The sequence below is a fragment of the Paracoccus versutus genome, assembly GCF_000763885.1.
In the GTDB taxonomy this organism is placed as follows: Bacteria; Pseudomonadota; Alphaproteobacteria; order Rhodobacterales; family Rhodobacteraceae; genus Paracoccus; species Paracoccus versutus.
The window spans coordinates 1-24,059 of the sequence record NZ_JRKO01000004.1 but is presented as its reverse complement, the minus strand read 5'-3'; the positions used below and the strand labels follow the sequence as shown (position 1 = coordinate 24,059).

Annotated in this window: 23 protein-coding genes; 11 read left to right on the top strand and 12 right to left on the bottom strand. The window is 68.6% G+C overall.

Going from position 1 to position 24,059, the window contains the following annotated elements:
• Nucleotides 1-177: 177 nt before the first annotated feature.
• Complete coding sequence (locus IT40_RS28255) at nucleotides 178-399, top strand: hypothetical protein (RefSeq protein ID WP_147307240.1); 222 nt, start codon at nucleotides 178-180, stop codon at nucleotides 397-399.
• Nucleotides 400-965: 566 nt separating this feature from the next.
• Here the strand turns inward: IT40_RS28255 and glmS are convergent.
• Nucleotides 966-2,783: a glutamine--fructose-6-phosphate transaminase (isomerizing) gene (gene glmS / locus IT40_RS02505; RefSeq protein WP_036750155.1), complete on the bottom strand. Its 1,818-nt coding sequence runs from the start codon at nucleotides 2,781-2,783 to the stop codon at nucleotides 966-968.
• Nucleotide 2,784: 1 nt separating this feature from the next.
• Nucleotides 2,785-4,125 (bottom strand): bifunctional UDP-N-acetylglucosamine diphosphorylase/glucosamine-1-phosphate N-acetyltransferase GlmU, encoded by a 1,341-nt coding sequence (gene glmU / locus IT40_RS02500; RefSeq protein WP_036750152.1) that lies wholly within the window; start codon nucleotides 4,123-4,125, stop codon nucleotides 2,785-2,787.
• A 104-nt stretch (nucleotides 4,126-4,229) separates the two neighbouring features.
• On the opposite strand from glmU, the gene IT40_RS02495 reads away from it, so the two are divergent.
• The gene (locus IT40_RS02495) at nucleotides 4,230-4,904 is read left to right on the top strand and encodes an HAD-IA family hydrolase (protein ID WP_036750150.1); all 675 of its coding nucleotides are present in this window, start codon (nucleotides 4,230-4,232) and stop codon (nucleotides 4,902-4,904) included.
• Nucleotides 4,905-4,947: 43 nt separating this feature from the next.
• Here IT40_RS02495 and bfr read toward each other — a convergent pair whose 3' ends face one another.
• Together bfr and IT40_RS27245 are read right to left on the bottom strand one after the other, a co-directional pair.
• Nucleotides 4,948-5,433, bottom strand: coding sequence for a bacterioferritin (gene bfr / locus IT40_RS02490; RefSeq protein WP_036750146.1), 486 nt, complete (start codon nucleotides 5,431-5,433; stop codon nucleotides 4,948-4,950).
• Complete coding sequence (locus tag IT40_RS27245) at nucleotides 5,381-5,671, bottom strand: (2Fe-2S)-binding protein (RefSeq protein ID WP_072461009.1); 291 nt, start codon at nucleotides 5,669-5,671, stop codon at nucleotides 5,381-5,383. The genes bfr and IT40_RS27245 overlap by 53 nt, the downstream gene beginning before the upstream one ends.
• A 120-nt stretch (nucleotides 5,672-5,791) precedes the next feature.
• Between IT40_RS27245 and queA the strand changes: the two genes are divergently transcribed.
• From queA to lpdA, 4 genes are read left to right on the top strand one after another with little or no spacing between them, the layout of a single operon-like run.
• A complete protein-coding gene (gene queA, locus IT40_RS02485; protein ID WP_036750143.1) occupies nucleotides 5,792-6,847 on the top strand; it encodes a tRNA preQ1(34) S-adenosylmethionine ribosyltransferase-isomerase QueA in 1,056 nt (351 codons plus the stop codon).
• Nucleotides 6,847-8,091 carry an MFS transporter gene (locus IT40_RS02480; RefSeq protein WP_036750140.1) on the top strand — a complete coding sequence of 415 codons (1,245 nt, stop codon included), beginning with the start codon at nucleotides 6,847-6,849 and terminating at the stop codon, nucleotides 8,089-8,091. The genes queA and IT40_RS02480 overlap by 1 nt, the downstream gene beginning before the upstream one ends.
• A 57-nt stretch (nucleotides 8,092-8,148) precedes the next feature.
• Nucleotides 8,149-8,730 (top strand): DUF924 family protein, encoded by a 582-nt coding sequence (locus IT40_RS02475; protein ID WP_036750138.1) that lies wholly within the window; start codon nucleotides 8,149-8,151, stop codon nucleotides 8,728-8,730.
• 45 nt (nucleotides 8,731-8,775) lie between these two features.
• Nucleotides 8,776-10,167: a dihydrolipoyl dehydrogenase gene (lpdA, locus tag IT40_RS02470; protein ID WP_036750134.1), complete on the top strand. Its 1,392-nt coding sequence runs from the start codon at nucleotides 8,776-8,778 to the stop codon at nucleotides 10,165-10,167.
• Between the two features lie 88 nt (nucleotides 10,168-10,255).
• Here the strand turns inward: lpdA and IT40_RS02465 are convergent, their stop codons facing one another.
• The 5 genes from IT40_RS02465 to IT40_RS02445 all read right to left on the bottom strand — a co-directional run bounded on the left by IT40_RS02465 (nucleotide 10,256) and on the right by IT40_RS02445 (nucleotide 16,433).
• Nucleotides 10,256-11,425 (bottom strand): M20 aminoacylase family protein, encoded by a 1,170-nt coding sequence (locus IT40_RS02465; RefSeq protein ID WP_036750131.1) that lies wholly within the window; start codon nucleotides 11,423-11,425, stop codon nucleotides 10,256-10,258.
• Nucleotides 11,426-11,598: 173 nt separating this feature from the next.
• Complete coding sequence (locus tag IT40_RS02460) at nucleotides 11,599-13,794, bottom strand: TonB-dependent siderophore receptor (protein WP_036750128.1); 2,196 nt, start codon at nucleotides 13,792-13,794, stop codon at nucleotides 11,599-11,601.
• 483 nt (nucleotides 13,795-14,277) lie between these two features.
• On the bottom strand, nucleotides 14,278-14,919 hold the full coding sequence (locus IT40_RS02455) for a thiamine diphosphokinase (protein ID WP_036750125.1): 642 nt from the start codon (nucleotides 14,917-14,919) through the stop codon (nucleotides 14,278-14,280).
• Complete coding sequence (locus tag IT40_RS02450) at nucleotides 14,916-15,128, bottom strand: DUF2842 domain-containing protein (RefSeq protein ID WP_036750123.1); 213 nt, start codon at nucleotides 15,126-15,128, stop codon at nucleotides 14,916-14,918. Before IT40_RS02450 ends, IT40_RS02455 begins: the two co-directional genes overlap by 4 nt.
• Nucleotides 15,129-15,140: 12 nt before the next feature.
• Nucleotides 15,141-16,433 carry an adenylosuccinate synthase gene (locus tag IT40_RS02445; protein WP_036750121.1) on the bottom strand — a complete coding sequence of 431 codons (1,293 nt, stop codon included), beginning with the start codon at nucleotides 16,431-16,433 and terminating at the stop codon, nucleotides 15,141-15,143.
• A gap of 291 nt (nucleotides 16,434-16,724) precedes the next feature.
• Here IT40_RS02445 and IT40_RS02440 point away from each other — a divergent pair, with 291 nt between their 5' ends.
• Nucleotides 16,725-16,946: a hypothetical protein gene (locus IT40_RS02440; RefSeq protein ID WP_036750118.1), complete on the top strand. Its 222-nt coding sequence runs from the start codon at nucleotides 16,725-16,727 to the stop codon at nucleotides 16,944-16,946.
• A 62-nt stretch (nucleotides 16,947-17,008) separates the two neighbouring features.
• Here the strand turns inward: IT40_RS02440 and IT40_RS02435 are convergent, their stop codons facing one another.
• Nucleotides 17,009-17,992, bottom strand: coding sequence for a P1 family peptidase (locus IT40_RS02435; protein WP_036750115.1), 984 nt, complete (start codon nucleotides 17,990-17,992; stop codon nucleotides 17,009-17,011).
• Nucleotides 17,993-18,131: 139 nt separating this feature from the next.
• Between IT40_RS02435 and msrA the strand changes: the two genes are divergently transcribed.
• Both msrA and IT40_RS02425 read left to right on the top strand, forming a co-directional pair.
• Nucleotides 18,132-18,716, top strand: a complete 585-nt coding sequence (gene msrA / locus IT40_RS02430; RefSeq protein WP_072461000.1) for a peptide-methionine (S)-S-oxide reductase MsrA — start codon at nucleotides 18,132-18,134, stop codon at nucleotides 18,714-18,716.
• Nucleotides 18,717-19,586, top strand: coding sequence for a 50S ribosomal protein L11 methyltransferase (locus IT40_RS02425; RefSeq protein WP_036750109.1), 870 nt, complete (start codon nucleotides 18,717-18,719; stop codon nucleotides 19,584-19,586).
• 126 nt (nucleotides 19,587-19,712) lie between these two features.
• Here the strand turns inward: IT40_RS02425 and IT40_RS02420 are convergent, their stop codons facing one another.
• Together IT40_RS02420 and IT40_RS02415 are read right to left on the bottom strand one after the other, a co-directional pair.
• Nucleotides 19,713-19,907 (bottom strand): DUF1127 domain-containing protein, encoded by a 195-nt coding sequence (locus tag IT40_RS02420; protein WP_036750106.1) that lies wholly within the window; start codon nucleotides 19,905-19,907, stop codon nucleotides 19,713-19,715.
• A 239-nt stretch (nucleotides 19,908-20,146) separates the two neighbouring features.
• The gene (locus IT40_RS02415; RefSeq protein ID WP_036750104.1) at nucleotides 20,147-20,866 is read right to left on the bottom strand and encodes a 16S rRNA (uracil(1498)-N(3))-methyltransferase; all 720 of its coding nucleotides are present in this window, start codon (nucleotides 20,864-20,866) and stop codon (nucleotides 20,147-20,149) included.
• Nucleotides 20,867-20,882: 16 nt separating this feature from the next.
• Here IT40_RS02415 and ubiA point away from each other — a divergent pair, with 16 nt between their 5' ends.
• Nucleotides 20,883-21,854, top strand: coding sequence for a 4-hydroxybenzoate octaprenyltransferase (gene ubiA / locus IT40_RS02410; protein ID WP_036750101.1), 972 nt, complete (start codon nucleotides 20,883-20,885; stop codon nucleotides 21,852-21,854).
• Nucleotides 21,855-21,916: 62 nt separating this feature from the next.
• On the top strand, nucleotides 21,917-24,059 hold a 2,143-nt coding region (locus IT40_RS02405; RefSeq protein WP_244273984.1), incomplete at its 3' end, for an OmpA family protein.

Below are 24,059 nucleotides of genomic sequence, written 5' to 3'. Positions count from 1 at the left end.
TCATGAGATCCCGTCGTGCCCTCTGGGCCCTCACGTTGCCGCCAGGTGACGCATGCCCTTTCGGGCGCTCGGAGGGCATGGGCCATGGGCACACCGGTCCTGGCCTTGGCCTGCCAACGAGAATGTTCCCAGCGTTCATCTGCGCCAGCTGGTCGCGCAGGGCGAGCAGCCTCGCGCATGCCACGCACCGCTGGCCGCGAGGCGAACTTGCTGGCCTCCGCGGCGTTGAGGGGTGCTTTTCGCATCGGCTGCGGCGTCCATCTGCGTGAGTTGATAGAAACCCGGCGTATTGCCAGCATCGGCCGTATTCTCGAAAGAGCCACGCATTTTCGCGCTATCTCCGGCGATCCCTGCGGATGCGTTGCCGCTAAGGAAAACTGCGCTTGGAAAGTTCTTTGAGCCGATATTACCCTGTTTGGCCGCCTTCTCTCAGAAGCGCACCGCCTTGCCGACATCCTGGCCGTTGAACCGGGCCAGCCCGCAAATGAACCCGCCATTGGCATCGCCCGCTTCTGCCGGCCGGCACATGAGTTTTGCCGCCCCGACAACATATCGCCTTCCTGATAGCGGATGCCGCGCCGGTTCACCGCAAGAACCGAATCGTTCTCGACCCCGGCGGCATAGGGATCGGCGTGTGCCTCCTGAAGCCCGATATTGCGGGACAAGCATCCGCGCAGCGCGGGAATCAAGGCTAAGCCGCAGGTCTGTCGCCCGGCAAAGACCTGCAATACCGCGGTCGGCCGGGGTTCCGGTTCTTCCGCAAGAATAGCTCTCGAACGGGTTCGGATCATCGAGCAGGGCACGGCCCTGCAAAGCTCCAGGTGGTGCAGTAGCGCCGCCGGTAACTCTGACGGCCCAATCGATATATTGCCCGGTCCAGCAGCGCCGCTCGATCCCCGGCTTCTCGATGGGACGTTGCAAGCTTGGTTAAACGTAACTTCCCGTACCCCGACTGCCGACCCGCCCTATTCCACCGTCACCGATTTCGCCAGGTTGCGGGGCTGGTCCACGTCGGTGCCCTTCGCCACCGCGGTATGATAGGCCAGATATTGCATCGGCACCGCGTAAAGGATGGGCTGGAACAGCCCGCCGCCCGCGGGCATCGCCAGCCCGGCCCGCATGCCATGGCCGCCGGTCTCCAGCCCCTCGGCATCCGAGATCAGGAGCACCTGCCCGTGGCGCGCCATCACCTCCTGCATGTTCGAGACGGTCTTTTCGAACAGCGCGTCGCGCGGCGCCAGCACCACCACCGGCACGTTGCGGTCGACCAGCGCGATCGGGCCGTGCTTCAGCTCGCCCGAGGCATAGCCCTCGGCATGGATATAGCTGAGCTCCTTGAGCTTCAGCGCCCCCTCCAGCGCCACCGGGTAAAGCGCGCCGCGGCCCAGATACAGCACGTCCTGCGCCTCGCCGAGCCAGCCGGCCAGGCGTCGGCATTCGTCGCTGACCGCCAGCGCCTGGTTCAGCAGCCCCGGCAGCGCGCGCAGGTCCGCCAGATGCGCGGCCAACTCGGCCTCCGAGATGCGGCCGCGATCCCGCGCCGCCTTCAAGGCCAGCACCGCCAGCACCGCAAGCTGGCAGGTGAAGGCCTTGGACGAGGCGACGCCGACCTCGATCCCGGCCAGCGTCGGCAGGGCGATGTCGGCATCGCGCGCGATGGCCGAGGTGCCCACGTTCACCACCCCCACCGTGCGCGCCACCTTGTCGCGGGCGTAATGCAGCGCGGCCAGGGTGTCCGCCGTCTCGCCCGACTGGCTGACGAAGAGCGCCCAGCTTTTCGGCGAAAGCGGCGGTTCGCGATAGCGGAACTCGGAGGCCACGTCGAGGTCGCAGGGCAGGCCGGCCAGCCCCTCGAACCAGTAGCGGGCGACATGGGCGGCATAGAAGGCGGTGCCGCAGCCGACCAGCACCAGCCGGTCCACGTCGCGGAAATCCAGCGCCTCGGGCAGCACGATCCGGTCGCCCTTGATGTAGTGGTTCAGCGCGTCGCCCAGCACCACCGGCTGCTCGGCGATCTCCTTGGCCATGAAATGCCGGTAGCCGGCCTTGTCGATCTGGGTCGCGCCCACGTCGATCTGCTGGATCTCGCGATTGGCGGGGCGGCCTTCGGCGTCGAAGATCTCGGCCCCCGCGCGGCGGATGATGGCGTGGTCGCCGTCTTCCAGATAGGTGATGCGGTCGGTGAAGGGCGCCAGCGCCACCGCGTCCGAGCCAAGGAACATCTCGCCCGTGCCATGGCCCACGGCCAGCGGGCTGCCCTTGCGGGCGGCGATCATCAGGTCGGGCTCGCCCTCGAACAGGAAGGCCAGCGCAAAGGCGCCGTGCAGGCGCGCCAGCGTGGCCCGCGCCGCCTCGACGGGCGAAAGGCCCTGGTCCATGTGCCAGGCGGTCAGCAGCGCCACGGTCTCGGTATCGGTCTGCGATTCCGGCTGCATCCCCAGCCGCGTGACCTCGTCGCGCAGCTCGCGGAAGTTCTCGATGATGCCGTTATGGACCACGGCGACCGGGCCGCGGCGATGGGGATGGGCGTTGGCCTCGGTCGCGGCGCCATGGGTGGCCCAGCGGGTATGGCCGATGCCGGCATGCCCGGTCAGCGGCTCATGCACCAGCCGGTCGGACAGGTTCACCAGCTTGCCCACGGCGCGGCGGCGGTCCAGCCGCCCCGAGGCGTCCACGGTCGCAACACCGGCGCTGTCATAGCCGCGGTATTCCAGCCGTTTCAGCGCCTCGACCAGTTGCGGCGAAACCTCGTGATCGCCCAGGATTCCGATGATGCCGCACATGTCAGTTCCCCTTTTTCTGGCGCAGGGCCTGCATCAGCCGCGTGGCGAGGCCCGGCTTCACCACCTGCTTGGCGCGTCCCAGCGCCAGCGCGTCGTCCGGCACGTCCTGGGTGATGACCGAGCCCGAGCCGGTCATCGCCCGCGCCCCCACCCGGACCGGCGCGACCAGCATGGTGTCCGAGCCGATGAAGGCATGGGCGCCGATCTCGGTCCGATGCTTGCTGACACCGTCGTAATTGCAGGTCACGGTGCCGGCGCCGATATTCGTCGCCTCGCCGACATGGGCATCGCCCAGATAGGTCAGGTGGCCGACCTTGACGCCTTCGTCCAGCACCGAATTCTTGATCTCGACGAAATTGCCGACATGCACGTCGCCGCCCAGTTCCGCGCCGGGGCGCAGCCGGGCAAAGGGGCCGACCGTGGCGCCGGCGCTGACATGACAGCCCTCCAGGTGGCAGAAGGGCAGGATCTCGGCGCCGCTTTCCACGGTCACGCCGGGGCCGAAGACCACGTTCTGCCCGATCACCGCGTCGCGGCCGATGCAGGTGTCCAGCGCGAACCAGACCGTCGCGGGGTCGCTCAGCGTCACGCCGTCCTCCAGCGCCTGGGCGCGGGCGCGGGCCTGGAAGGCGGCCTCGGCCTGCGCCAGTTCGGCACGGGTGTTGATGCCCAGCGTCTCGGCTTCGTCGCAGGTCACGACCTCGACCCGGTGGCCGGCGGCGCGGGCCAGTCCGGGGATGTCGGTCAGGTAATATTCGCCCGCCGCATTGCGGTTGCCGATCCGGGGCAGGAATTCGCGCAGCAAGGCCGCATCCGCCGCCAGCACGCCGGAATTGACCAGGCGGATCGCCCGCGTCGCCTCGTCGGCATCCTTGTATTCGACGATCCGCTCCAGCCCCTCGGGGCCGGTGACGAGGCGGCCGTAGCGGCCGGGGTCGGCAGCCTCGAAGCCCAGCACCACCACATCGGCGGGATGGGCGGCAAGGCTTGCCAGCGTTTCCTGCCCGATGAAGGGGGTGTCGCCGTAAAGCACGATCACCCGGCCCGCGAAACCCTCCAGCGCCGGCAGGGCCTGGCTGACGGCATGGGCGGTGCCCAGCTGTTCCTGCTGCAGGGCGATCTGCGCCTCGGGGTCGAGCTTGGCCACGGCCTTGGCCACCGCCTCGGCGCCATGGCCGGCGACGACGACCACCGCCTCGGGTTCCAGCGTCCGGCCGGCGGCAAGCGCATGGGCGACCAGCGGCAGGCCGCCCAGCCGGTGCAGCACCTTGGGCAGGTCCGACTGCATGCGGCTGCCCTGTCCGGCGGCCAGCACGATCAGCGCGACGGGTTTATCGGTCATCTCTGCCCTCTTGCCTGTTCCTTATCCTTGCCGGGCGTTCTACCTAGAGGGCGGCAGCCGGGAAAGACCCCGGCAGATCAAACATCTTGACGGAAGGTTACAGCATGGTGGGAACGGTGGTCTTCGATCTGGACGGCACGCTGGCCGATACCTCGGGCGACTTGATCGCGGCGGCCAATGCCTGCTTTGCGGCGCGCGGCCTGGGCGCGCTGCTGGACCCGGTCGAGGATGCGCTGATCGCCTTTCACGGCGGCCGGGCCATGCTGCGCGCCGGCTATGGCCGCCTGCCCGGCGACAGGCTGCTGCCGCCCGGCGCCGAGGACGAGGATTATCCGCGCCTGCTGGCCCATTACGGCGAGGCGATCGCCATCCATACCCGGCTTTACCCCGGCGCCGAGGCGGCGCTGGACCGGCTGGCCGCGGCCGGCCACCGCCTTGCGGTCTGCACCAACAAGCCCGAGGCCCTGGCCGAGACATTGCTGCGCGAACTGGGCATCCGCGACCGCTTTGCCGCGATGATCGGCGCCGACACGCTGCCGGTGCGCAAGCCCGACCCGCGACCCTATGCCGCAGCGGTCGAGGCCGCGGGCGGCATGGTGGCGCAATCCTTCCTGGTCGGCGACACCGAGACCGACCGCAGGACCGCCGCCGCCGCCGGCGTGCGGGTGGCCCTGGTCGCCTTCGGCCCCGAGGGCGAGGCGCTGCGCCGGCTGGCGCCCGAGGCGATGCTGGCGCATTTCGACGACCTGCCGGGGCTGGCCGCCGATTGGCTGGGCTGAGCCGGGATCGAAGGGGGCCGCAAAGACCCCCCGGTCCAGGGCCCTATTCCGCCTCGTCGGCGGATTTGGCGTTGAGTTGGCCGTAGTTCTGCGCGCCGATCTCTTCGTAGAGGCCCAGCTGGGTTTCGAGGAAGTCGATATGCCCCTCTTCGTCGGTCAGGAGCGAATCGAACAGGTTCTTGCTGACGTAATCCCCGACCTTGTCGCAATATTCCCGCGCCTCGATGTAAAGCGTGCGGGCGTCGTATTCGGCCGCCAGGTCGGATTCCAGCGTTTCCTTGAGGTTCTGGCCGATCCGCAGGGGATCCAGCTTTTGCAGGTTCGGATGGCCTTCCAGGAAGATGATTCGCTGGATCAGGCGGTCCGCATGATGCATTTCCTCGATGGATTCGCCGCGGGACTTGTCGGCGATCTTGCCGTAACCCCAGTCCTCTTGCAGGCGATAATGCAACCAGTACTGGCTGACCGCGGTGAGTTCAGACCGTAGCGCTGCGTTGAGATACTCGATGACCTTTGCGTCGCCCTTCATGGCTTACCCCTGTGCGGTTGGCTTTCAGCCCCCGCAGGATCGGGGGCACAGCCAGATTATCGCATCCGCGCATGGTGTCCAGAAACAATGGCATACAGCCCCCGCAATCGGCCCGCTTGCCGAGTGCGTGGTAGATCTTGCCAGGGGTGATGATCGTCTCGGGGTCGGCGGCACGCATCCAGTCAATCGCGGCCTTGATGTCGTGGTCGGAAATCTGGGTGCAGTGGCAGACGATCATTTACTCACCTCGGTTGGCCAAAACTTACTCATTCCCTCGGATAAGTAAAGCCCGAGTTTTTCACTTTGTGATGACCGCCTGCCTTGACGCCCCTCGGCGGCCCGGACAGAACCTAAGCCCATGAAGCTGGACGATTTCGACTTTCACCTGCCCGAGGGGCTGATCGCGACCCGCCCGGCGCGGCCGCGCACCGCCGCGCGGCTGCTGCTGGCCCAGGGCGATTCGATTCGCGACCTGCACGTGCGCGACCTTGCCGACCTGCTGGGGCCGGGCGACCTGCTGGTGCTGAACGACACCAAGGTCATCCCGGCGCGGCTGACCGGAACCCGCGCGCGCCCGACCCCGCAGGGCGAGGCGGTGGCGAAGGTCGAGGTCACGCTGCTGGAGCCCGCGGCCGATGGCTGGAAGGCGCTGGCCAAGCCGCTGCGCAAGCTGAAGCCCGGCGAGGTGATCCGCTTTGGCGAGGCGCTGTCGGCCGAGGTGGCCGGGATTTCCGAAGGCGAGCTGACCCTGCGCTTCGACGCGACGGGCGCGGCGTTCGACGCCGCGCTGGCCCAGGTCGGCGCCATGCCGCTGCCGCCCTATATCGCCGCGCTGCGCGCCCCGGACGATGCCGACCGTCAGGATTACCAGACCGTCTGGGCGCGGCGCTCGGGCGCCGTTGCCGCGCCGACCGCCAGCCTGCATTTCGACGACGCCCTGCTTGGTCAGCTGGCGGCGCGCGGCGTGCGCTTCGCCCATGTCACCCTGCATGTCGGCGCCGGCACCTTCCTGCCGGTCAAGGTCGAGGACGTGACGACGCACAAGATGCACGGCGAATGGGGCGAGGTCACGCCCGAGGCGGCCGCCGCGATCAACGCCACCCGCGCCCAGGGCGGGCGGGTGATCCCGGTCGGCACCACGGCGCTGCGGCTGATCGAATCGGCCGCCGCCCCGGACGGAATCGTGCATCCGTTCCAGGGCGTTACCGAAATCTTCATCTATCCCGGCTATCGCTTTCGCGTGACGGATGCGCTGATGACCAATTTCCACCTGCCGAAATCGACGCTGCTGATGCTGGTCAGCGCCCTGATGGGCCAGGACCGCATCCGCGGCATCTATCATCACGCGGTGGAATCGGGCTATCGCTTCTTCAGCTATGGCGACGCCTCCCTGCTGATTCCGAAGGATCCGTGATGCTGACCGTCCTGCGCACCACCTGGCCGCTGCTTCTGGGCATCCTGCTCTTGATGGTCGGGAACGGGATGCAGGGCACGCTGCTGGGCATCCGCGGCAAGATCGAGAACATCTCGACCACCCAGATGTCGGTGGTGATGGCCGCCTATTTCGGCGGCTTCCTGCTGGGTTCGCGCGTGGTGCCCGAACTGATCCGCAAGGTCGGCCATGTCCGGGTCTTTGCCGCGCTCGGCTCGCTGATCTCGTCGGTGCTGATCCTCTATGCGGCGGCGCCGCACTGGATCGCCTGGGCGCTGATGCGGCTGCTGATCGGCTTCTGCTTCTCGGGGGTCTACATCACCGCGGAAAGCTGGCTGAACGCCGGCACCACCAACGAGAACCGCGGCCAGGCCATGTCGGCCTATATGATCATGCAGATGCTGGGCATCATCACGGCGCAGTTCCTGATGAATACGGCCGACCCGGCGGGCTACCTGCTGTTCGTGATCCCCTCGGTGCTGGTCAGCTTCTCCTTCCTGCCGATCCTGCTTTCGACCCAGCCCGCGCCGCAATTCTCGACGCTGAAGCGGATGAGCTTCGGCAGCCTGTTCCGCGCCTCGCCGCTGGGCTGCATTGGCATCTTCCTGATGGGCGGGGTGTTCTCGGCGCTGTTCGGCATGGCCTCGGTCTGGGGCTCGACCAAGGGGCTCTCGGTGCGCGAGATCTCGGCCTTCGTGGCGGCGATCTATGCCGGCGGGCTCTTGCTGCAATATCCGATCGGCTGGCTTTCGGACCACGGCGACCGGCGCTTCATCGTGCTGGGCCTGTCGGTGCTGGGCGCGGTGGTCAGCCTGGCCACGGTGACGCTGCAACCGGGGATCTGGGGCCTGCTGCTGGGCGCGGCGCTGATCGGCGGCGTGGCCAATCCGGTCTATTCGCTGCTTCTGGCCTATACCAACGACTTCCTGGACCAAAGCGACATGGCCGCCGCATCAGCGGGCCTGCTGTTCATCAACGGCGTCGGCGCCATGGCCGGGCCGCTCATCACCGGCTGGCTGATGTCGCTCCTGGGCCCGGACGGGTTCTGGGTCTATATCGGCCTGCTCCTGGCGATGCTGGCCTTCTATGCCGGCTGGCGCCGCACCCGCCGCCCGACCCCGGTCCTGGACCAGAGCTTCGCCGTCATCGCCCCCTCGGCCACCCCCGTCGCGGTCGAGGCGGCGCTGGAAACCGCCAGTTCCGACGACGGCGACAAACCCGCCTGAACGGCTTGCGACCCGCCCCCGGCTCTGCGACCATCGGTCAAAACGGAGGGCAAGGCCATGACCGACACCGCGACACCCGAGGAGATCAACCGCTTCTGGCTCGAGGAGGTCGGCGAGAAGGGCTGGTATGAGCGCTCGGACGCGCTGGACGAAACCGTCCGCCGGCGCTTCCAGCCGGCCTGGGAACGCGCCGCCGACCTGGTGCCCGGCTGGGCCGCCACGCCCGAGGGGATGCTGGCCGGGCTGATCCTGACCGACCAGTTCCCCCGCAACATGTTCCGCGATGACGCCCGCGCCTTCGCCACCGATCCCCTGGCCCGCAGCCTGGCCCGCGAGGCGGTCGACAGCGGCCTGCACCTGCGCATCGAACCGCCCGCCCGGCAATTCGTCTACCTGCCCTTCGAACATTCCGAGGATCTGGCCGACCAGGAGCGCGCGGTGGCCCTGTTCGCCGAGTTCATGCCGGGCGAGAACCTGCGCCATGCCGAGCTGCACCGCGACACCATCGCGAAATTCGGCCGCTTCCCCTGGCGCAACGCGGCGCTGAACCGCGTGCCCACCCCGGCGGAAATCCGCGTCATGGAGGCCGGCGGCTATGGCGCGCTGGTCGCGGGCAAGCTGTCGCTTGCTGACGTCTGAAAATTGGTTTAACGCTGAACTATCTTTTCTGAGAGGGGGATTCCCATGGCGCAAAGCTTCGACATGGTGGTGATCGGTTCCGGCCCTGGCGGCTATGTCTGCGCCATCCGCGGCGCGCAGCTGGGCCTCAAGGTGGCCTGTATCGAGCGCGAGCATCTGGGCGGCATCTGCCTGAACTGGGGCTGCATCCCGACCAAGGCGCTGCTGCGCTCGGCCGAGGTCTTTCACCTCATGCACCGCGCCAAGGAATTCGGCCTTTCCGCCGACAAGATCGGCTATGACCTCAGTGCCGTGGTGCAACGCTCGCGCGGCGTGGCCAAGCAGCTCGCCGGCGGCGTCGGCCACTTGCTGAAAAAGAACAAGGTCACCGTCATCATGGGCGAGGCCAGCCTGATCGCCCCCGGCAAGATCAGCGTCAAGACCGACAAGGGCGCCGAGGAAGTGACCGCGAAATCCATCGTGCTGGCCACCGGCGCCCGCGCCCGCGAACTGCCGGGGCTGGAACCCGACGGCGACCTGGTCTGGAACTACAAGCACGCCCTGCAGCCGCCGCGGATGCCGAAAAAGCTGCTGGTGATCGGCTCGGGCGCCATCGGCATCGAATTCGCCAGCTTCTTCAACACGCTGGGGGCCGACACCACCGTGGTCGAGGTGATGGACCGCGTGCTGCCGGTCGAGGATGCGGAAATCTCGGCCCTGGCGAAGAAGCAATTCGTCAAGCAGGGCATGAAGATCCTGGAAAAGGCGGCAGTCAAGAAGCTGGACCGCGCAAAGGGCAAGGTCACCGCCCATATCGAGACCGGCGGCAAGACCGAGACGCATGAATTCGACACGGTGATCTCGGCGGTCGGTATCGTCGGCAACGTGGAAAACCTCGGCCTTGAAAAGCTGGGCGCCAAGATCGACCGCACCCATGTCGTGACCGACGAATATTGCCGAACCGGCGTCGAGGGGCTCTATGCCATCGGCGACGTCGCCGGCGCGCCCTGGCTCGCCCACAAGGCCAGCCACGAAGGCGTCATGGTGGCGGAACTGATCGCCGGCGGGCACCCGCATCCGATCAAGCCGAACTCGATCCCCGGCTGCACCTACTGCAACCCGCAGGTGGCCTCGGTCGGCCTGACCGAGGAAAAGGCCAAGGCCGCGGGCCATGAGGTCAAGGTCGGCCGCTTCCCCTTCATCGGCAATGGCAAGGCCATCGCTCTGGGCGAGCCCGAGGGCCTGATCAAGACCGTCTTCGACGCCAAGACCGGCGAGTTGCTGGGCGCCCACATGGTCGGCGCGGAAGTGACCGAGCTGATCCAGGGCTATGTCGTCGGCCGCACGCTGGAGACCACCGAGGCCGAGCTGATGGAGACGGTCTTCCCGCACCCGACGCTGTCCGAGATGCTGCACGAGGCCACGCTCTCGGCCTATGGCCGCGCCATCCACTTCTGAAACGACAAGGGGGCTTCACGGCCCCCTGCTTCTTTCGTGCCCAAATATCCCACGGGGGTCCGGGGGTGTGAAACCCCCGGCGCGACGATCACGCCGGCAGCGGCATCCGCGCCTCGATCATCCCGGCATACCAGCTCGACCCGGCCGGGATCGCATTGTCGTCGAAATCATAGGCCGGGTGATGCACCATCGCCGTGTCGCCGTTGCCGACGAAGATATAGGCGCCGGGGCGTTCGTTCAGCATGTAGCTGAAATCCTCGCCGGCCATCAGCGGCTCCATTTCCATGTCCACCGCGCCCGCCACCTGCCGTGCGACCTCGGCCGCGAAACCCGTCGCTTCGGGATGGTTCATCGTCACCGGATAGCCGCGCTCATAGGTGACCTCGGCCATGGCGCCGAAGGCGGCGGCGGTATGGGTGGCGACGCGCCTGATGCCCTCTTCCAGCTGGTCGCGCACCTCTGGCGCCAGGCTGCGGGCGGTTCCCTTCAGCTTCACCACCTGCGGGATGACGTTATGCGCGGTCGAATCGCTCTGGACCACGCAGACCGAGACGACGCCGCTTTTCAGCGGATCGACATTGCGCGCGACGACGGATTGCAGCGAGACGATGACCTGCGCCGCGACCAGCATGGTGTCGACCGCCTCATGCGGCTTGGCGGCATGGCCGCCCTTGCCGGTGATGACGATGTCGAACTGGTCGGCGGCCGCCATCATCGCGCCCTCCCGGATGGCGAAGCTGCCCACCGGATAGCCGGGCATGTTGTGCATGCCGTAGAATTCCTGGATGCCCCAGCGCTCGACCAGCCCGTCCCGGACCATGGCGAGGCCGCCCGCGCCCCCCTCTTCGGCGGGCTGGAAGATCACCACGGCGGTGCCGTCGAAATTGCGCGTCTCGGCCAGGTATTTCGCCGCGCCCAGCAGCATGGCGGTATGGCCGTCATGGCCGCAGGCATGCATGACCCCCGGCGTCTTCGAGGCGTATTCCGCCCCGGTCTGCTCGTTGATCGGCAGCGCGTCCATGTCGGCGCGCAGCCCGATCACCCGGCCGCTGGCATTGCTGCGGCCCCGGATGACGCCGACCACGCCGGTGCGGCCGACGCCCTCGGCGACCTCGTCCAGGCCGAAGCTGCGCAGCAGCTCGGCCACGCGGCCGGCGGTGCGGTGGACCTGGTAGTCGAGTTCGGGGTTCTGGTGAAAGTCGCGGCGCCAGGCGGTGATCTCGGGCAGCAATTCGGCAAAGCGGTTCTTGACGGGCATGGACGATCTCCTTCGGCCCGCAGGTTACGCCTTTCGCCAAGCGCCGCAAGGCCGTGCGGGCGCCCGCGCCCCGCGCGCGCCGGGGAGGAAACGAAAAAACCCCGGCAAGTGCCGGGGTTTTCGCCATGACGGCCATATCCGGGGGGTGACGGCCGGAGAGCCGGCCGCCCCGTTCAGAACTTCGCCCGCAGCGTCAGCTCGGCGCTGCGTTCGTCGCCATAGACCACGGTGTCGTAGAAGCCGGTCGTGGCATAGTATTTCTCGTTGAGGATGTTGTTCACGCTGAGCGTCAGCTCGGTCTTGTCCGTCACCTGGTAAGAGGCGTTCAGGTCGAAGACGGCATAGGAACCCTGATGCACGTTGACGTTGACATCCGTGTCGAAATCCATGCTGTCGGTGCCGCTTTGCCAGCGCATCGCCCCGCCCACCGTCAGCTTGTCGTCGAACATGCCCGCCAGCCGATAGTCGGTCGCCAGCTTCAGCGTATGCTTGGGCTGGTCGGCGGCGAAGCGGTTGCCGTCCTTGTCCTTCGAGGTGCGGAAGGTATAGCCGGCCGAGACGTTCCAGCGGTCGTTGATCGCCCCCGCCGCCTCAAGCTCGAACCCGCGGGTGGTGGTGCCGTCGATGCTTTCGTAGATGTCGCGCAACCGGGTCTCGTCATAGCCCACCCAGTTCGCCACGTCCTTCTGGTCGGTCTTGAAGATCGCCGCCGAGGCATACATCGCCCCGCCCATCAGGTCGGCCTTGACGCCCAGTTCGTAGTTCCAGCCATAGGTCGGGTCGAGGTAGTCGCCGTTGATGTCCTGGGCGATCTGCGGCTTGTAGATGCTGGTGACGCTGCCGTAGGCGGTATAGGTCGGGTTCAGGTCGTAGGTGAAGCCGAGATAGGGCGTGATCTCGCCGCTATAGCTGTATTCATGTGTCGGGCTGCCCAGCGAGCCCTCGGTGCCCTTCCACCAGTTGGCGCGGGCGCCGGCGATGACCGAGAGCGGCTCGGCGACCTGGATCTTGGTGGTGGCATAGAGCCCGTATTGCCGCTGCTTGCTGGTCCAGCTGCTGGTCACCTCGTCCGAGAAGCCGGGGCGGGGATAGCTTCCGTCCCAGTCGAAGACATTGCCGACCGGAGCCAGCGTGTCCAGATCGACCGCGTGGCCGTAGTAGTTGCTCTTGAAATCCGAAGCCATGGCCCCGACGACGAACTGGTGGTCGCGGCCAAAGGCCTGGAAGTCGCCGTTCAGCACCGCGTTCAGCGACGACACCTTGGTGGTGCCATTGTATTTCGCTGCCCAGGGGCTGAGGCCAAGGCCGGTTTCCCGGTCGGGCGCGCCGGTGATCCAGGCCAGCTCCATATCCGCCTCGCTGCGGATATGGGTGGCGACCACGCGCGCTGTCCAGCCGTTCTGGAATTCGTGCTCGAGCGAGGCGAAGGCCTCGGTCCGCTCGGTATCGACATAGGTCCAGTCCGCGCCCAGGGTCGATCCCCAGTCCCAGTCGATCAGCCCGCCATCGGCATAATAGGGCGGCAGGCCGCCCCAGGTGACGTTGTCGGCCTTGGACTTCTGATAGGTAAGGCCGGTGCTCAGCAGCGTGCTTTCGCCCAGGTCCACGTCCAGCGCGCCGAACAGGACATATTTGTCCTTGTGATAGCCGTCCAGCATGCCGTCGCGGCTGTCCACGACGCTGACCAGCCGGCCGCGCACGCTGCCGGTTTCGTTCAGCGGCCCCGACACGTCGGATTCGGCGCGCGCGCCCTTGGGATAGGCCAGCGAGACGGCGGCCTGGTTCTGAAACTCCTCGGTCGGGCGCTTGCGGATGAAGTTGATCGAGGCGCCCGGCTCGCCCGCGCCCTGCATCAGCCCGGTGGCGCCGCGCACGATTTCGACATGGTCGTAAAGCGCCATGTCGGTGTTGTTGTCGCCGAAGGTCCAGGCGCCGTTGCGCGGTGCGGGCACGCCGTCATATTGGTAGGCGTCGATGTAGAAGCCGCGCGAATAGTAGTTGATGCGGTCGCTTTCGAACGCCTGCACGGTGATGCCGGTCGCCGCGTCCATCGTCTCGGCGACGGTGGTGATGTTGCGGTCCTTCATCTGCGCGTCGGTGATGACGCTGGTGGATTGCGGCGTCTCCTTCTGGCTCAGCACAAGGCCGGTGGCCGAGCGCATCCATTCCGTGGTCCAGCTTTCGGTGCCCTCGGTCTGGGTGCCGGGGGCGGCGGTGATCGTCACCTCGTCCAGGGTGACGGTGCCGGCGGTGCCTTCCTCGGTCTCTTGCGCCATGGCCGGGCTGGCCAGAAGCGCCAGGATGCCGGCGGAAAGCGCCGTCGTCAGCCGCGCATGCGCGGCGAAGGGGATCAGGGGTCGATGTGTCATGGCAAGCCATCCGATGGGGTTCGGGTGCTGACTGGCGCATGGCTGGCTGATAAGCCCGCTATTCCCGCCGCGAGGGCCGGCGATCAAGCAGAGTCGTCGGCCGGCAAGGGCTTGTGCCGGCTTGTGACAATCCCGCAACAGGGCGTTCAACCAGGCGTTGCCGGCCCGGCCGGCACCAGATGGCCCCATCTCGCGATGGACCGGGGGCGGGGGCAGGTGCCCGGCGGGATGGATCGGCGAGGAGATGGGCCGCGATCAGCCGCCGGCTATGGGGGTGCTGCGGGTTCTTGAAGGCCTGTCGGCGGCTGCCGGTCTTGACGAAGCGGCCCAGATGCGCGGTGGCCCCTGTCGGCGACGGGTTGCGCGAGGCCATGGACCCGCGGATCCGGGCGCGTTCAATGGCGCGGTCGCAGGAGTATTTGGGGAACAGAGAAGCACCCGCCTGGCGCCTGGGAACGGGTATTTGGGAAACGGTGAAAGCCGTCAGAGCGCGCGCGCGAGCGTCGGCAGTTCCGAGCGCGGCAGGATCAGCAGCATCGGGCCCTCGCATTCCAGCGTGACCGGGCCCGTGGCCTCGTTCGAGGTGCCGCTGAGGCCGGTGGGGGCGAAGGCGAGCCCGTCGAGGGGCCATTTGAGCCCGGAGGAGCGGCCGCTGGCCGGGGCCATCGCGAAGAGCGAGACCCGCGTGCCGGGCGCGAGGTCCAGCGCGAGGCGCGGGGGCGCGAGCGTGATCACGTCCTCGCCGGCGACCAGCAGGCAGGGCGGGCCGATGCGGCGGGCGATGACGCCCAGGGCCGACAGGAAATGGTCGTGGCGCGCGCCGGAGAAGCCGAGCGCGACGACGAAGGGCGCGTCGAGGTTGGACAGGCATTTCTCGAAATCGGTGCTGTCCTGTTCGGCGATGGGGTGCTGGTTCGCCAGGGGGATCTCGGACCGGGCGCGGGCCGAGATGCTGTCGAAATCGCCCCAGACCGCCGCCGGCATCAGCCCGTGGCTGAGCGCGGTATCGGCGCCGCTGTCGGCGGCGGCCACCACCGGCGCGAGCCGCAGCGCCAGGTCGAGGTCGGCGCGGCCGACCGGCGCCCCGCCGATCAGCGTGACCGGGCGGGCGCTGCTGAGCCTCATTCGCCCTTGCCGATGCCGGTGAAGACCTTGCGGAAGGGCAGGGCCCAGAGGATGCCCAGGGCGACATAGACCGCAAGCTCGACCAGGATCGGCTGGCGGCCCCAGGTGCGGTCCATCCAGTTCACCAGGCTGACCGCCACCAAGATATAGAGCGGCAGCCCGACCAGCAGGATCACCAGCGACCAGCGTTTGCGCGTCTTGAGGTCCATGTCCTGTCCGGGTCAGTCCGCGAAGGGGTCGGTCACGAGGATGGTATCGTCGCGCTCGGGCGAGGTCGAGAGCAGCGCGACGGGGCACTGGATCAGCTCTTCGATGCGGCGGACGTATTTGATCGCATTGGCGGGCAGGTCGGCCCAGCTGCGCGCGCCCTGGGTCGATTCCTGCCAGCCCTCCATCTCCTCGTAGACGGGGGTCGCCCTGGCCTGCAGCGAGGCGGCGGTGGGCAGGTGGTCGTAATGCTGGCCGTCCACCTGATAGCCGGTGCAGATCTTGAGCGTCTGGAACCCGTCCAGCACGTCGAGCTTGGTCAGCGCGATGCCGTCCACGCCGGAAATGGCGCAGGTCTGGCGCACCAGCACCGCGTCGAACCAGCCGCAGCGGCGCTTGCGCCCGGTGACGGTGCCGAATTCGTGGCCGCGCTCACCCAGGCGCTGGCCGTCGGCATCGTCGAGTTCGGTCGGGAACGGGCCTTCGCCGACGCGGGTGGTATAGGCCTTGACGATGCCCAGCACGAAGCCGATCGCCGAGGGGCCGAGCCCGGTGCCGCTGGCCGCCATGCCCGACATGGTGGTCGAGCTGGTCACATAGGGGTAGGTGCCGAAGTCGATGTCCAGCAGGCTGCCCTGCGCGCCCTCGAACAGGATGCGCTTGCCGGCCTTGCGGTAGTCGTTCATCACCTTCCACACCGGCTGGGCGTATTGCAGCAGCTTCGGCGCGATCTCCAGCAGCTTTGCGCGCAGTTCCGCCCGGTCGATGGGCGCGGCGTCCAGGCCCTGGCGCAGCGCGTCGTGATGGGCCAGCAGGCGGTCGAGGCGCGAATCCAGCGTCTCTTCGTCGCCCAGGTCGGCGACGCGGATGGTGCGGCGGCCGACCTTGTCCTCATAGGCCGGGCCGATGCCGCGGCCGGTGGTGCCGATCTTGCTGGCGCCCGCGGCCTCTTCGCGCAGCTTGTCGAGATCCTGGTGCAGCGGCAGGATCAGCGGCGTATTCTCGGCGATCATCAGGTTGGCGGGCGAGATCTCGACCCCCTGCGCGGCGAGCTTGTCGATTTCCGAAAACAGCGCCCAGGGGTCCAGCACCACGCCATTGCCGATGACCGCCATCTTGCCCTTGCGCACGATGCCCGAGGGCAGGAGCGACAGCTTGAAGACCTGGTTGCCGATGACCAGCGTGTGGCCGGCGTTGTGGCCGCCCTGGAAGCGCGCGATCACATCGGCGCGTTCCGACAGCCAGTCGACGATCTTGCCCTTGCCTTCGTCGCCCCATTGCGCGCCGACGACCACCACATTGGCCATTGTGCTTACCCCTTGCGGTCATGAATGCCGCGAACCGTATAATGGCCGAAGCCCTTGGGGGAAAGCGCATTCCGTTCGGTCGACGGATTCCGCCGGGGCCGCCCTGGGTCTGGCGCAGACCTTGCGCCGGGCGGCGCCGGCCATGCCGGGCCGACCGCCTTTGCGTCGCGCGGCCGGCCACGCCCATGCTGCAATGCAGCGTTGCAAAAGATGCCATGGCGGGCTGGGCGAAACCGCCCTAGATTGAACGGCAGGGGAGGAAACCATTCGCCAATACCGAAAGGGTTTCCCATGGCTATCATTGCAAGCAATCGTCCTCGGATCGGTCTCGCGGCGCTGTATTCCGGCTTTCGCGACTGGCTGGCGCGCGGGACCGAGGCCTATATCCGCCAGCAGTCGCGCCGCGCCGAGATCGAGGTTCTGAAGGCGAAATCCGACGCCGAACTGGCCAAGATGGGCCTGACCCGCGACCGGATCGTGCAATACGTCTTCAGCGACCGCATCTGGTTCTGACCGGCGCGGGCGCGACGATGCGCCCGGCGGGTTGATCCCTTCGATTCGCCCTGCTGGCGGAATTACCCCTCGCGCCAGCAGGGTTGCAGGTCGCCCGGCCGCGGGCTTGCCGCATGGACGCCGCGCGCGATGGCGCGGGCCAGCGTGCAGGCGGCGGCATGGCCCAGCAGGAACGGCGACAGCGCCGGATCGGGCAGGGGCTTGGCCCCCGTCGAGACGGCAAAGACCAGGTCGCCGTCGAAGGGCGTGTGGCTGGGCACGATGGCGCGGGCCATGCCGTCCTGCGCCGCCGTCGCCAGCCGCGTCAGCCCGGCCTTGTCGAGCGCCGCATCGGTGGCGACGATGGCGATGGTCGTGGCCTCGCCCAGCCGTTTCGCCGGGCTTGGCTCATGCCCGGCCGGGTAGGGGCCGGCTAGGCCCAGCCCGCCGAATTCGTCCCCCAGCTCCCAGGGCGCGGCCCAGAACTGCCGGGACTCGCCCGCCGTCACCGATCCCAGCGCGTTCACCACCACCAGCGCGCCGACGGTGATGCCGCCCTCCAGCATTGCCGAGGCCGAGCCGAGCCCGCCCTTCCAGCGATGCGTCATCGCGCCGGTGCCCGCGCCCTCGCTGCCCAGGGCGAAATCGGCCCCGGCGGCCTCCAGCGCCGCACGGCCCAGTCCGGGATAGGGGTTGGCGCCCCAATCCTTGTCGCCGCCGTTCAGCAGGTCGAAGACGATGGCGCCGGGCACGATGGGCACCCGCACCGGCCCGATCTCGAAACCGCGGCCCATGGCGCGCAACCCGTCCGAGACGCCGTCGCAGGCGGCCAGGCCAAAGGCCGAGCCGCCCGACAGCACCAGCGCGTCCACCCCCTGCACCAGCTTGTCGGGGGCCAGCAGCTCGGTCTCGCGCGTGCCGGGGGCGCCGCCCATGACGTTGAAGCCGCAGGCGAAGGGCGCCTCGCCAAGCAGCACCGTCGCACCCGAGCGCAGGGCGTCGTCGCGGGCATTGCCGACCCGCAGGCCGGCGACATCGGTGATCAGGTTTCGCGGTCCGGGTCGCATCGGGGTCTCCTGCGAGGGGGATCGACCTGCAATCTGCACGACGCGCGCCCCCGGCCGCAACCCGCGCCCGCATTCCGGCGTTGCACGGTCGGACCGCCGCGCCTACCTAATGCGGCAGGACATGCGAAAGGACTGCACCATGAGCGCCCCCATCCACAGGATCTTCGGCCGGCCGCTGGATGCCGAAATGCCGAAAGGCTATGACCAGGCGATCTTCGGCATGGGCTGTTACTGGGGCGTCGAGCGGCTGTTCTGGCAGCAGGAGGGCGTCTGGCTGACCGAGGTCGGCTTTGCCGGCGGCACGGCCGAGAACCCGAGCTACAAGCAGGTCTGCGCCGGCGGCACCGGCCATGCCGAGGTGGTGCGCGTGGTCTATGACAGCTCGCGCGTCAGCTATGAGCGGCTGTTGCAGATCTTCTGGGAAAACCACGACCCGACCCAGGGCAACCGCCAGGGCAACGACGTGGGTTCGCAATACCGCTCGCTCATCATGGTGTTCAACGACAGCCAGAAGGCGGCGGCGGAGCTCAGCAAGGCCGATTACGGCAACCGGCTGGCGGTGCAGGGCTATCCCGACATCACCACGCAGATCATCCCCGCCGGTCCCTTCTGGCGGGCCGAGGACGACCACCAGCAATATCTGGACCGTTATCCGAATGGCTATTGCGGCTTGCGCGGCACGGGTGTCAAAGCCCCGCTGACCGATACAGCCGAGGGATATTGAATGGCGACCTGGACCGCGCTGACCCACACCAAAGGCCGCGAGGCGGCCGAGGCGCTTGCCGAGGCGGGCGAGGATCTGACCCCCGAGCCCGTCGGCAGCGGCGTCTTCGAGATCGAGGATGGCTCGGACCGCTGGGAGGTGGGGCTTTACTTCACCGAGGCCCCGGACGAGGTGGGGCTGGCGCTGCTGGCCGCCGCCTGGGACGCGCCGCCCTTTGCGGTCTCGGAACTGCCCGAGGTGGACTGGGTCGCCCATGTCCGGCGCGAACTCACGCCGGTCGAGGCCGGGCGCTTCTTCGTCCATGGCGGCCATGACGCCGACAAGGTGCCCGAGGGCGCCGAGGCGCTGCTGATCGAGGCGGCGATGGCCTTCGGCACCGGCCATCACGCCACGACCAAGGGCTGCCTGCTGGCGCTGGACCGCATGATCGCCGAGGGCGCCGCGCCGCGGCGCATCGTCGATGTCGGCTGCGGCACGGCGGTCCTGGCCATGGCGGCGGCGCGGGCGTTCCCGGTGATCGTGCTGGCCGGCGACATCGACCCGCAGGCGGTGGACGTGGCCCGCGCCAATGTCATCGCCAACGGGCTGGACGGGCGCGTCGAATGCGTCGAGGCGGTGGGCTTCGACCATCCGCTGATCGAGAATGCGGCGCCTTTCGAACTGGTCTTTGCCAATATCCTGAAGCAGCCGCTGATCGACCTGGTGCCGGACATGGCGCGCCATGTCGCGCCGGGCGGCAGGGCGATCCTGTCGGGCATCCTCGCCACCCAGGCGGATGAGGTGATCGCGGCCTATGCGGCGGGCGGGTTGGCGCTGGAGCGGCGCGACGACCTGGGCGAATGGTCCACCCTGGTCGTCCGGCGCGACTGATCGCCGCAAGCGCCCGGCCGAAAATACTGAAGGCGGCCTTGCGGGGCCGCCTATTCGTCTTGCCCATCCGGGCCGGGAAAGGGCCTGCGGGCTTGCCGCAGCCGTTTTCGCGTCTTCAACCGCTGCTTAGCGGGCGCGCGCAATCCGTTCGATATCGCCGCGGCACAGACCGATATCGTCCAGCTCGCGATCCGAAAGACGGCTCAGCGCGTTCCGTGTCACCCGCGCATCGTTCCAGGCCGACAGCGTCGCCCAGATTTTCGAGCCAATACCGATAGAGCCCGCCCCGCCATGGATGCGGTTCGTGTCAATCGCCGACATAGTTTTTCACCTTGAGATCATTGCCCGCTCATCGGGCGCTTCGTTGATGCATCAGCATATAGGCCGGGCAGTTTGCGAAAACCACGGACAAACCGGCATCTCTGCCATGCAGCTTGTGCATAAGAGACCGGAATTCCTGACTTTTTGCGGCAAGGGCCTGGAAATCATGCTGCGGTGCAATATTCTCCCGCGCGGAGCCGGTTTCCAGCGGGAAGATTGCGCGTTTCAGACCGGATCGTTCAGCGCCAGTCGCCCAGGGCCGACTGCCAAAGCGCCAGTGACGCAACGGCAGCCGTATCGGCGCGCAGGATTCGCGGCCCCAGGGCGACGGGCGTGACGCAATCCATCGCCGAAAGCCGCCTGCGCTCCGATTCGGACCAGCCGCCCTCGGGGCCGATGAGAATCGCCCAGGGGCCGCGCGGCAGGCCGGACAATACCTGCGCCGGCCCTGCCAGCGCCTCGTCGGCCCACAGGATGCGCCGCCCGGCGTCCCAGCCGTCCAGCAGCCGCGACAGCGGCACCAGGTCGCAGACCTCGGGGACATAGGTGCCGCCGCATTGCTCGGCCGCCTCGACGGCATGGGCTTGCAGGCGGTCCTGGCGAATGCGCTCGGAATTGGTATGGTCGGTCTGGACGGGCAGGATGCGGGCGGCGCCCATCTCGGCCGCCTTTTCCACGATGAAATCGGTGCGCGCCTTCTTGATCGGTGCAAAGACCAGCCACAGGTCGGGCGGGTTCAGCTGCGGCGCGGTTTGCCGCAGCGCCTCCAGCGCGCCGCCGCGCTTGGCGATGCGTTCGATCCGCGCCAGCCATTCGCCGTCGCGGCCGTTGAAGACCAGGATCTCGTCCCCCGCGGCCTGCCGCATGACCGAGGAAAGGTAATGCGCCTGGTCGGGATTCAGCTCGACGCCTTGTCCCTCGGCCAGCGGGTGATCTATGAACAGTCTGATTTTCGCCATGATGGGGCGCAGCCTAATGCAGACCGACCGTCAGACGCCAGAGGGGCAGACGCCAGAGGGCCCAAGCACCGTCGCCGACGCGCCGCCCGACAATTGGGTGGACCGCCATGCGCCGCCGGACTGGAGGCCGTGGCTGCGCCTGTCGCGCGCCGACCGGCCGATCGGCACCTGGCTTTTGCTGCTGCCCTGCTGGTGGGGCATCGGGCTGGCGATGATCGCCGACGGGCCGGAATGGCGCGACCTGTGGATCGCCGTGGCCTGCGGCGTGGGCGCGGTGCTGATGCGCGGCGCCGGCTGCACCTGGAACGACATCACCGACCGCGACATCGACGACAAGGTGGCGCGCACGCGCTCGCGCCCGATCCCCTCGGGGCAGGTGACGGTCCGCGGGGCGCTGGTCTGGCTGGTGGCGCAGTCGCTGGCCGGCCTTGCCATTCTGCTGACGCTGGGGGGCGCGGCCATCGCGCTGGGCGTGGCCTCGCTGGCGCTGGTGGCGGTCTATCCCTTTGCCAAGCGCTTCACCTGGTGGCCGCAGGTCTTCCTGGGCCTGGCCTTCAACTGGGGCGCGCTGCTGGCCTGGGCGGCGCATACCGGCAACCTGGCCCCGGCGCCGGTGCTGGCCTATCTGTCGGGCATCGCCTGGACGATCTTCTACGACACCATCTATGCCCACCAGGATGCCGAGGACGACGCGCTGATCGGCGTCAAGTCCACCGCCCGGCTGTTCGGCGCCGACACGCCGCGCTGGCTGGCGGGCTTCGGCACCGCCTCGGTGCTGCTTCTGGGGCTGGCGGTGATGGCGGCCGCGCCCCAGGGGCTGGGCCTGACCTTCGGCCTGCTGGGCGTGGTCGGTTTTGCCGCGCATCTGGCCTGGCAGCTGTGGCGCTTCGACATGACCGACAGCGCCGGCTGCCTGCGGCTGTTTCGCAGCAACCGCGACGCCGGGCTGGTGGTTGCGCTGTTTCTTGCCTTGGCGGGGCTGGTCTGATTGCGAAAACCCGGCGCAGGGTTTACATGCGGCGGGTCGGTAACAGTCCCAAGGTTCCCCGGATGGCTCATCCCCAGCGGCAAGCGCGTCGTGGCCCTGTTCTTGTCGCCAGCCTGATCGCCCTTGCGGCGGCCGCCGGCCTGTCGTTCCTGGGCGCCCGCGCGGCCGCGGATTTCATCCAGACCCGCTCGGCCCAGGATCTGCGCGCCGCCCTGGCCGATTACGAATGGGTAGAGGTCAGCACCGACGGCCTGCAGGTGCGGCTGGAGGGCATCGCGCCCGACGAGGTGCAGCGTTTCCGCGCCCGCGCGCGCGCCGAAACCGTGGTCGATGCCGGCCGGGTGATCGACCGGATGCAGGTCGCCGCCGCCGCCGAACTGGCCACCCCCGCCTTCGAGATCGAGCTTTTGCGCAACGACCGGGGCGTTTCGATCATCGGCCTGGTCCCGGCGACGCTGGACCGCGCCGCGCTGGTCGAGCGGCTGAAGCGCCAGACCGGCGTGGCCCAGGTCTCGGACCTGATGGAAAGCGCCGACTACCCGGTTCCCGAGGCTTGGGAGGATGCCTTTGCCTTCGGCCTCAGGGCCGCGCAGCTGGCCAAGCGGGCCAAGGTCTCGATCGCGGCGGGGGCGGTCTCGATCCGCGCCATCGCCGACAGCCCGCGCGAGAAACGCGACCTGGAGATGGCGCTGAACCGCGCCAGGCCGGCCTCGGTGACGCTGACCGCCGACATCACCGCGCCGCGGCCGGTGATCGCGCCCTTTACCCTGCGCTTCGTCAAGGATGGCGCGGGCGCCCGCTTCGACGCCTGCGCCGCCGACACCGAAAGCGCGCGCGACCGCATCCTGGAGGCCGGGCGCGCTGCCGGCGTGCCGGACGCGGCGCCCTGCACGCTGGGCCTGGGCGCGCCCTCTCCGCATTGGGCCGATGCCGCCGTCCCTGCCATCCGCGCCGTCGAGGCGCTGGGGGCGGGCTCGGTCACGATCTCGGATACCGATGTGGCGCTGCTTGCCCCCCCCGAGGTCGCGGCGGCAGCCTTCGACGAGACGGTGGGCCGGCTTGAGGCGGCGCTGCCCCCGGCCTTCACGCTGGCCGCCCGGCACGAAAAACCCGGCGAGGTCCAGGCGGGACCGGCCGAGTTCTCGGCCATGGTCGATGCAGGCGGCGTCAGCCTGCGCGGCCGCATCACCGACGAGCGGATGCGCGACGCGGTGGAAAGCCTGGCGCGGGCGCGTTTCGGCCAGGTGGACAGCGCGCTGCGCAGCGATGCCTCGGTCCCCGAGGGCTGGACCTTGCGCGCCATCGCCGCGCTCGAGGCGCTGGACGGGCTGGTGCGCGGCGAGGCCAAGGTGACGCCCGAGCTGGTGCGCATCAGCGGCGTCTCGGGCAGCCAGACCGCCTCGGACATGGCGGCGGCGCGGCTGGCGCAGCGGCTGGGTGCGGGCGCGCGCTATGAGCTGGCGATCCGCTACGACCGGCGCATGGACCCGCTCCTGGGCCTGCCCTCGGGCGTCGAATGCGTCGACCGGCTGAACGCGGCGATGCAGCAATCCGAGATCGGCTTCGAGCCGAACAAATCCGTCATCGCCGGCGATCCGGGACCGACCCTGGCGCTTCTGGCCGAGACGATGAAGCTTTGCGCGGATTTCCGCATCGAGATCGGCGGCCATACCGACTCGCAGGGGTCCGAGGGCTTCAACGCCGAATTGTCGCGCGCCCGCTCGCAGGCGGTGCTGGCGGCGATGACCGAGGCCGGGATGGACACCCGCAACATGACCGCCAAGGGCTATGGCGAAAGCCGGCCCATCGCCGATAACGACAGCGATGCCGGGCGCGAGGCGAACCGGCGCATCGAGTTCATGCTGCTGGCCGACGATCCGGTCGTGACCGAGGCGCCGGCCCCCGCCGAACTGGTCAAGGGCGTGACCGACAGTCCCGAAAGGGTGGCGGCGCGGGCCGCGCAAGCCGCGCGCCATGCCGCGACCGCCGCCATCGGCCCGGCGCTGGGCGTGCCCACCGACCCCGAGGCGGCGCTGTTCGCCGCGACCGAGCCGGTGCGGCTGCTGCTGTCGGGCGTCGATCCCGCGCGCGTCGCCAGCCGGCCGGCGCAAGAGGCCGCGCTGCCGGAACTGCCGGCGCTGCGGGCCGCGACCCAGCCCGCGGCCAGCCTGCTGCCCCCGCCCGCCGAGCCGGTCGATCCCGTCG

Bases quoted from the DNA above. Each gene is read 5' to 3' on its own strand.
- IT40_RS02445 (WP_036750121.1), bottom strand. From the start codon at position 16,433: ATGGCCAATGTGGTGGTCGTCGGCGCGCAATGGGGCGACGAAGGCAAG.
- IT40_RS02425 (WP_036750109.1), top strand. From the start codon at position 18,717: ATGGCGACCTGGACCGCGCTGACCCACACCAAAGGCCGCGAGGCGGCC.
- IT40_RS02475 (WP_036750138.1), top strand. From the start codon at position 8,149: ATGACCGACACCGCGACACCCGAGGAGATCAACCGCTTCTGGCTCGAG.
- bfr (WP_036750146.1), bottom strand. From the start codon at position 5,433: ATGAAGGGCGACGCAAAGGTCATCGAGTATCTCAACGCAGCGCTACGG.
- IT40_RS02415 (WP_036750104.1), bottom strand. From the start codon at position 20,866: ATGGCGAAAATCAGACTGTTCATAGATCACCCGCTGGCCGAGGGACAA.
- IT40_RS02460 (WP_036750128.1), bottom strand. From the start codon at position 13,794: ATGACACATCGACCCCTGATCCCCTTCGCCGCGCATGCGCGGCTGACG.
- queA (WP_036750143.1), top strand. From the start codon at position 5,792: ATGAAGCTGGACGATTTCGACTTTCACCTGCCCGAGGGGCTGATCGCG.
- IT40_RS02450 (WP_036750123.1), bottom strand. From the start codon at position 15,128: ATGGACCTCAAGACGCGCAAACGCTGGTCGCTGGTGATCCTGCTGGTC.
- IT40_RS28255 (WP_147307240.1), top strand. From the start codon at position 178: ATGCCACGCACCGCTGGCCGCGAGGCGAACTTGCTGGCCTCCGCGGCG.
- glmU (WP_036750152.1), bottom strand. From the start codon at position 4,125: ATGACCGATAAACCCGTCGCGCTGATCGTGCTGGCCGCCGGACAGGGC.
- lpdA (WP_036750134.1), top strand. From the start codon at position 8,776: ATGGCGCAAAGCTTCGACATGGTGGTGATCGGTTCCGGCCCTGGCGGC.
- ubiA (WP_036750101.1), top strand. From the start codon at position 20,883: ATGCAGACCGACCGTCAGACGCCAGAGGGGCAGACGCCAGAGGGCCCA.
- glmS (WP_036750155.1), bottom strand. From the start codon at position 2,783: ATGTGCGGCATCATCGGAATCCTGGGCGATCACGAGGTTTCGCCGCAA.
- IT40_RS02455 (WP_036750125.1), bottom strand. From the start codon at position 14,919: ATGAGGCTCAGCAGCGCCCGCCCGGTCACGCTGATCGGCGGGGCGCCG.
- IT40_RS02435 (WP_036750115.1), bottom strand. From the start codon at position 17,992: ATGCGACCCGGACCGCGAAACCTGATCACCGATGTCGCCGGCCTGCGG.
- IT40_RS02440 (WP_036750118.1), top strand. From the start codon at position 16,725: ATGGCTATCATTGCAAGCAATCGTCCTCGGATCGGTCTCGCGGCGCTG.
- IT40_RS02495 (WP_036750150.1), top strand. From the start codon at position 4,230: ATGGTGGGAACGGTGGTCTTCGATCTGGACGGCACGCTGGCCGATACC.
- IT40_RS02420 (WP_036750106.1), bottom strand. From the start codon at position 19,907: ATGTCGGCGATTGACACGAACCGCATCCATGGCGGGGCGGGCTCTATC.
- msrA (WP_072461000.1), top strand. From the start codon at position 18,132: ATGAGCGCCCCCATCCACAGGATCTTCGGCCGGCCGCTGGATGCCGAA.
- IT40_RS02480 (WP_036750140.1), top strand. From the start codon at position 6,847: ATGCTGACCGTCCTGCGCACCACCTGGCCGCTGCTTCTGGGCATCCTG.
- IT40_RS02465 (WP_036750131.1), bottom strand. From the start codon at position 11,425: ATGCCCGTCAAGAACCGCTTTGCCGAATTGCTGCCCGAGATCACCGCC.
- IT40_RS27245 (WP_072461009.1), bottom strand. From the start codon at position 5,671: ATGATCGTCTGCCACTGCACCCAGATTTCCGACCACGACATCAAGGCC.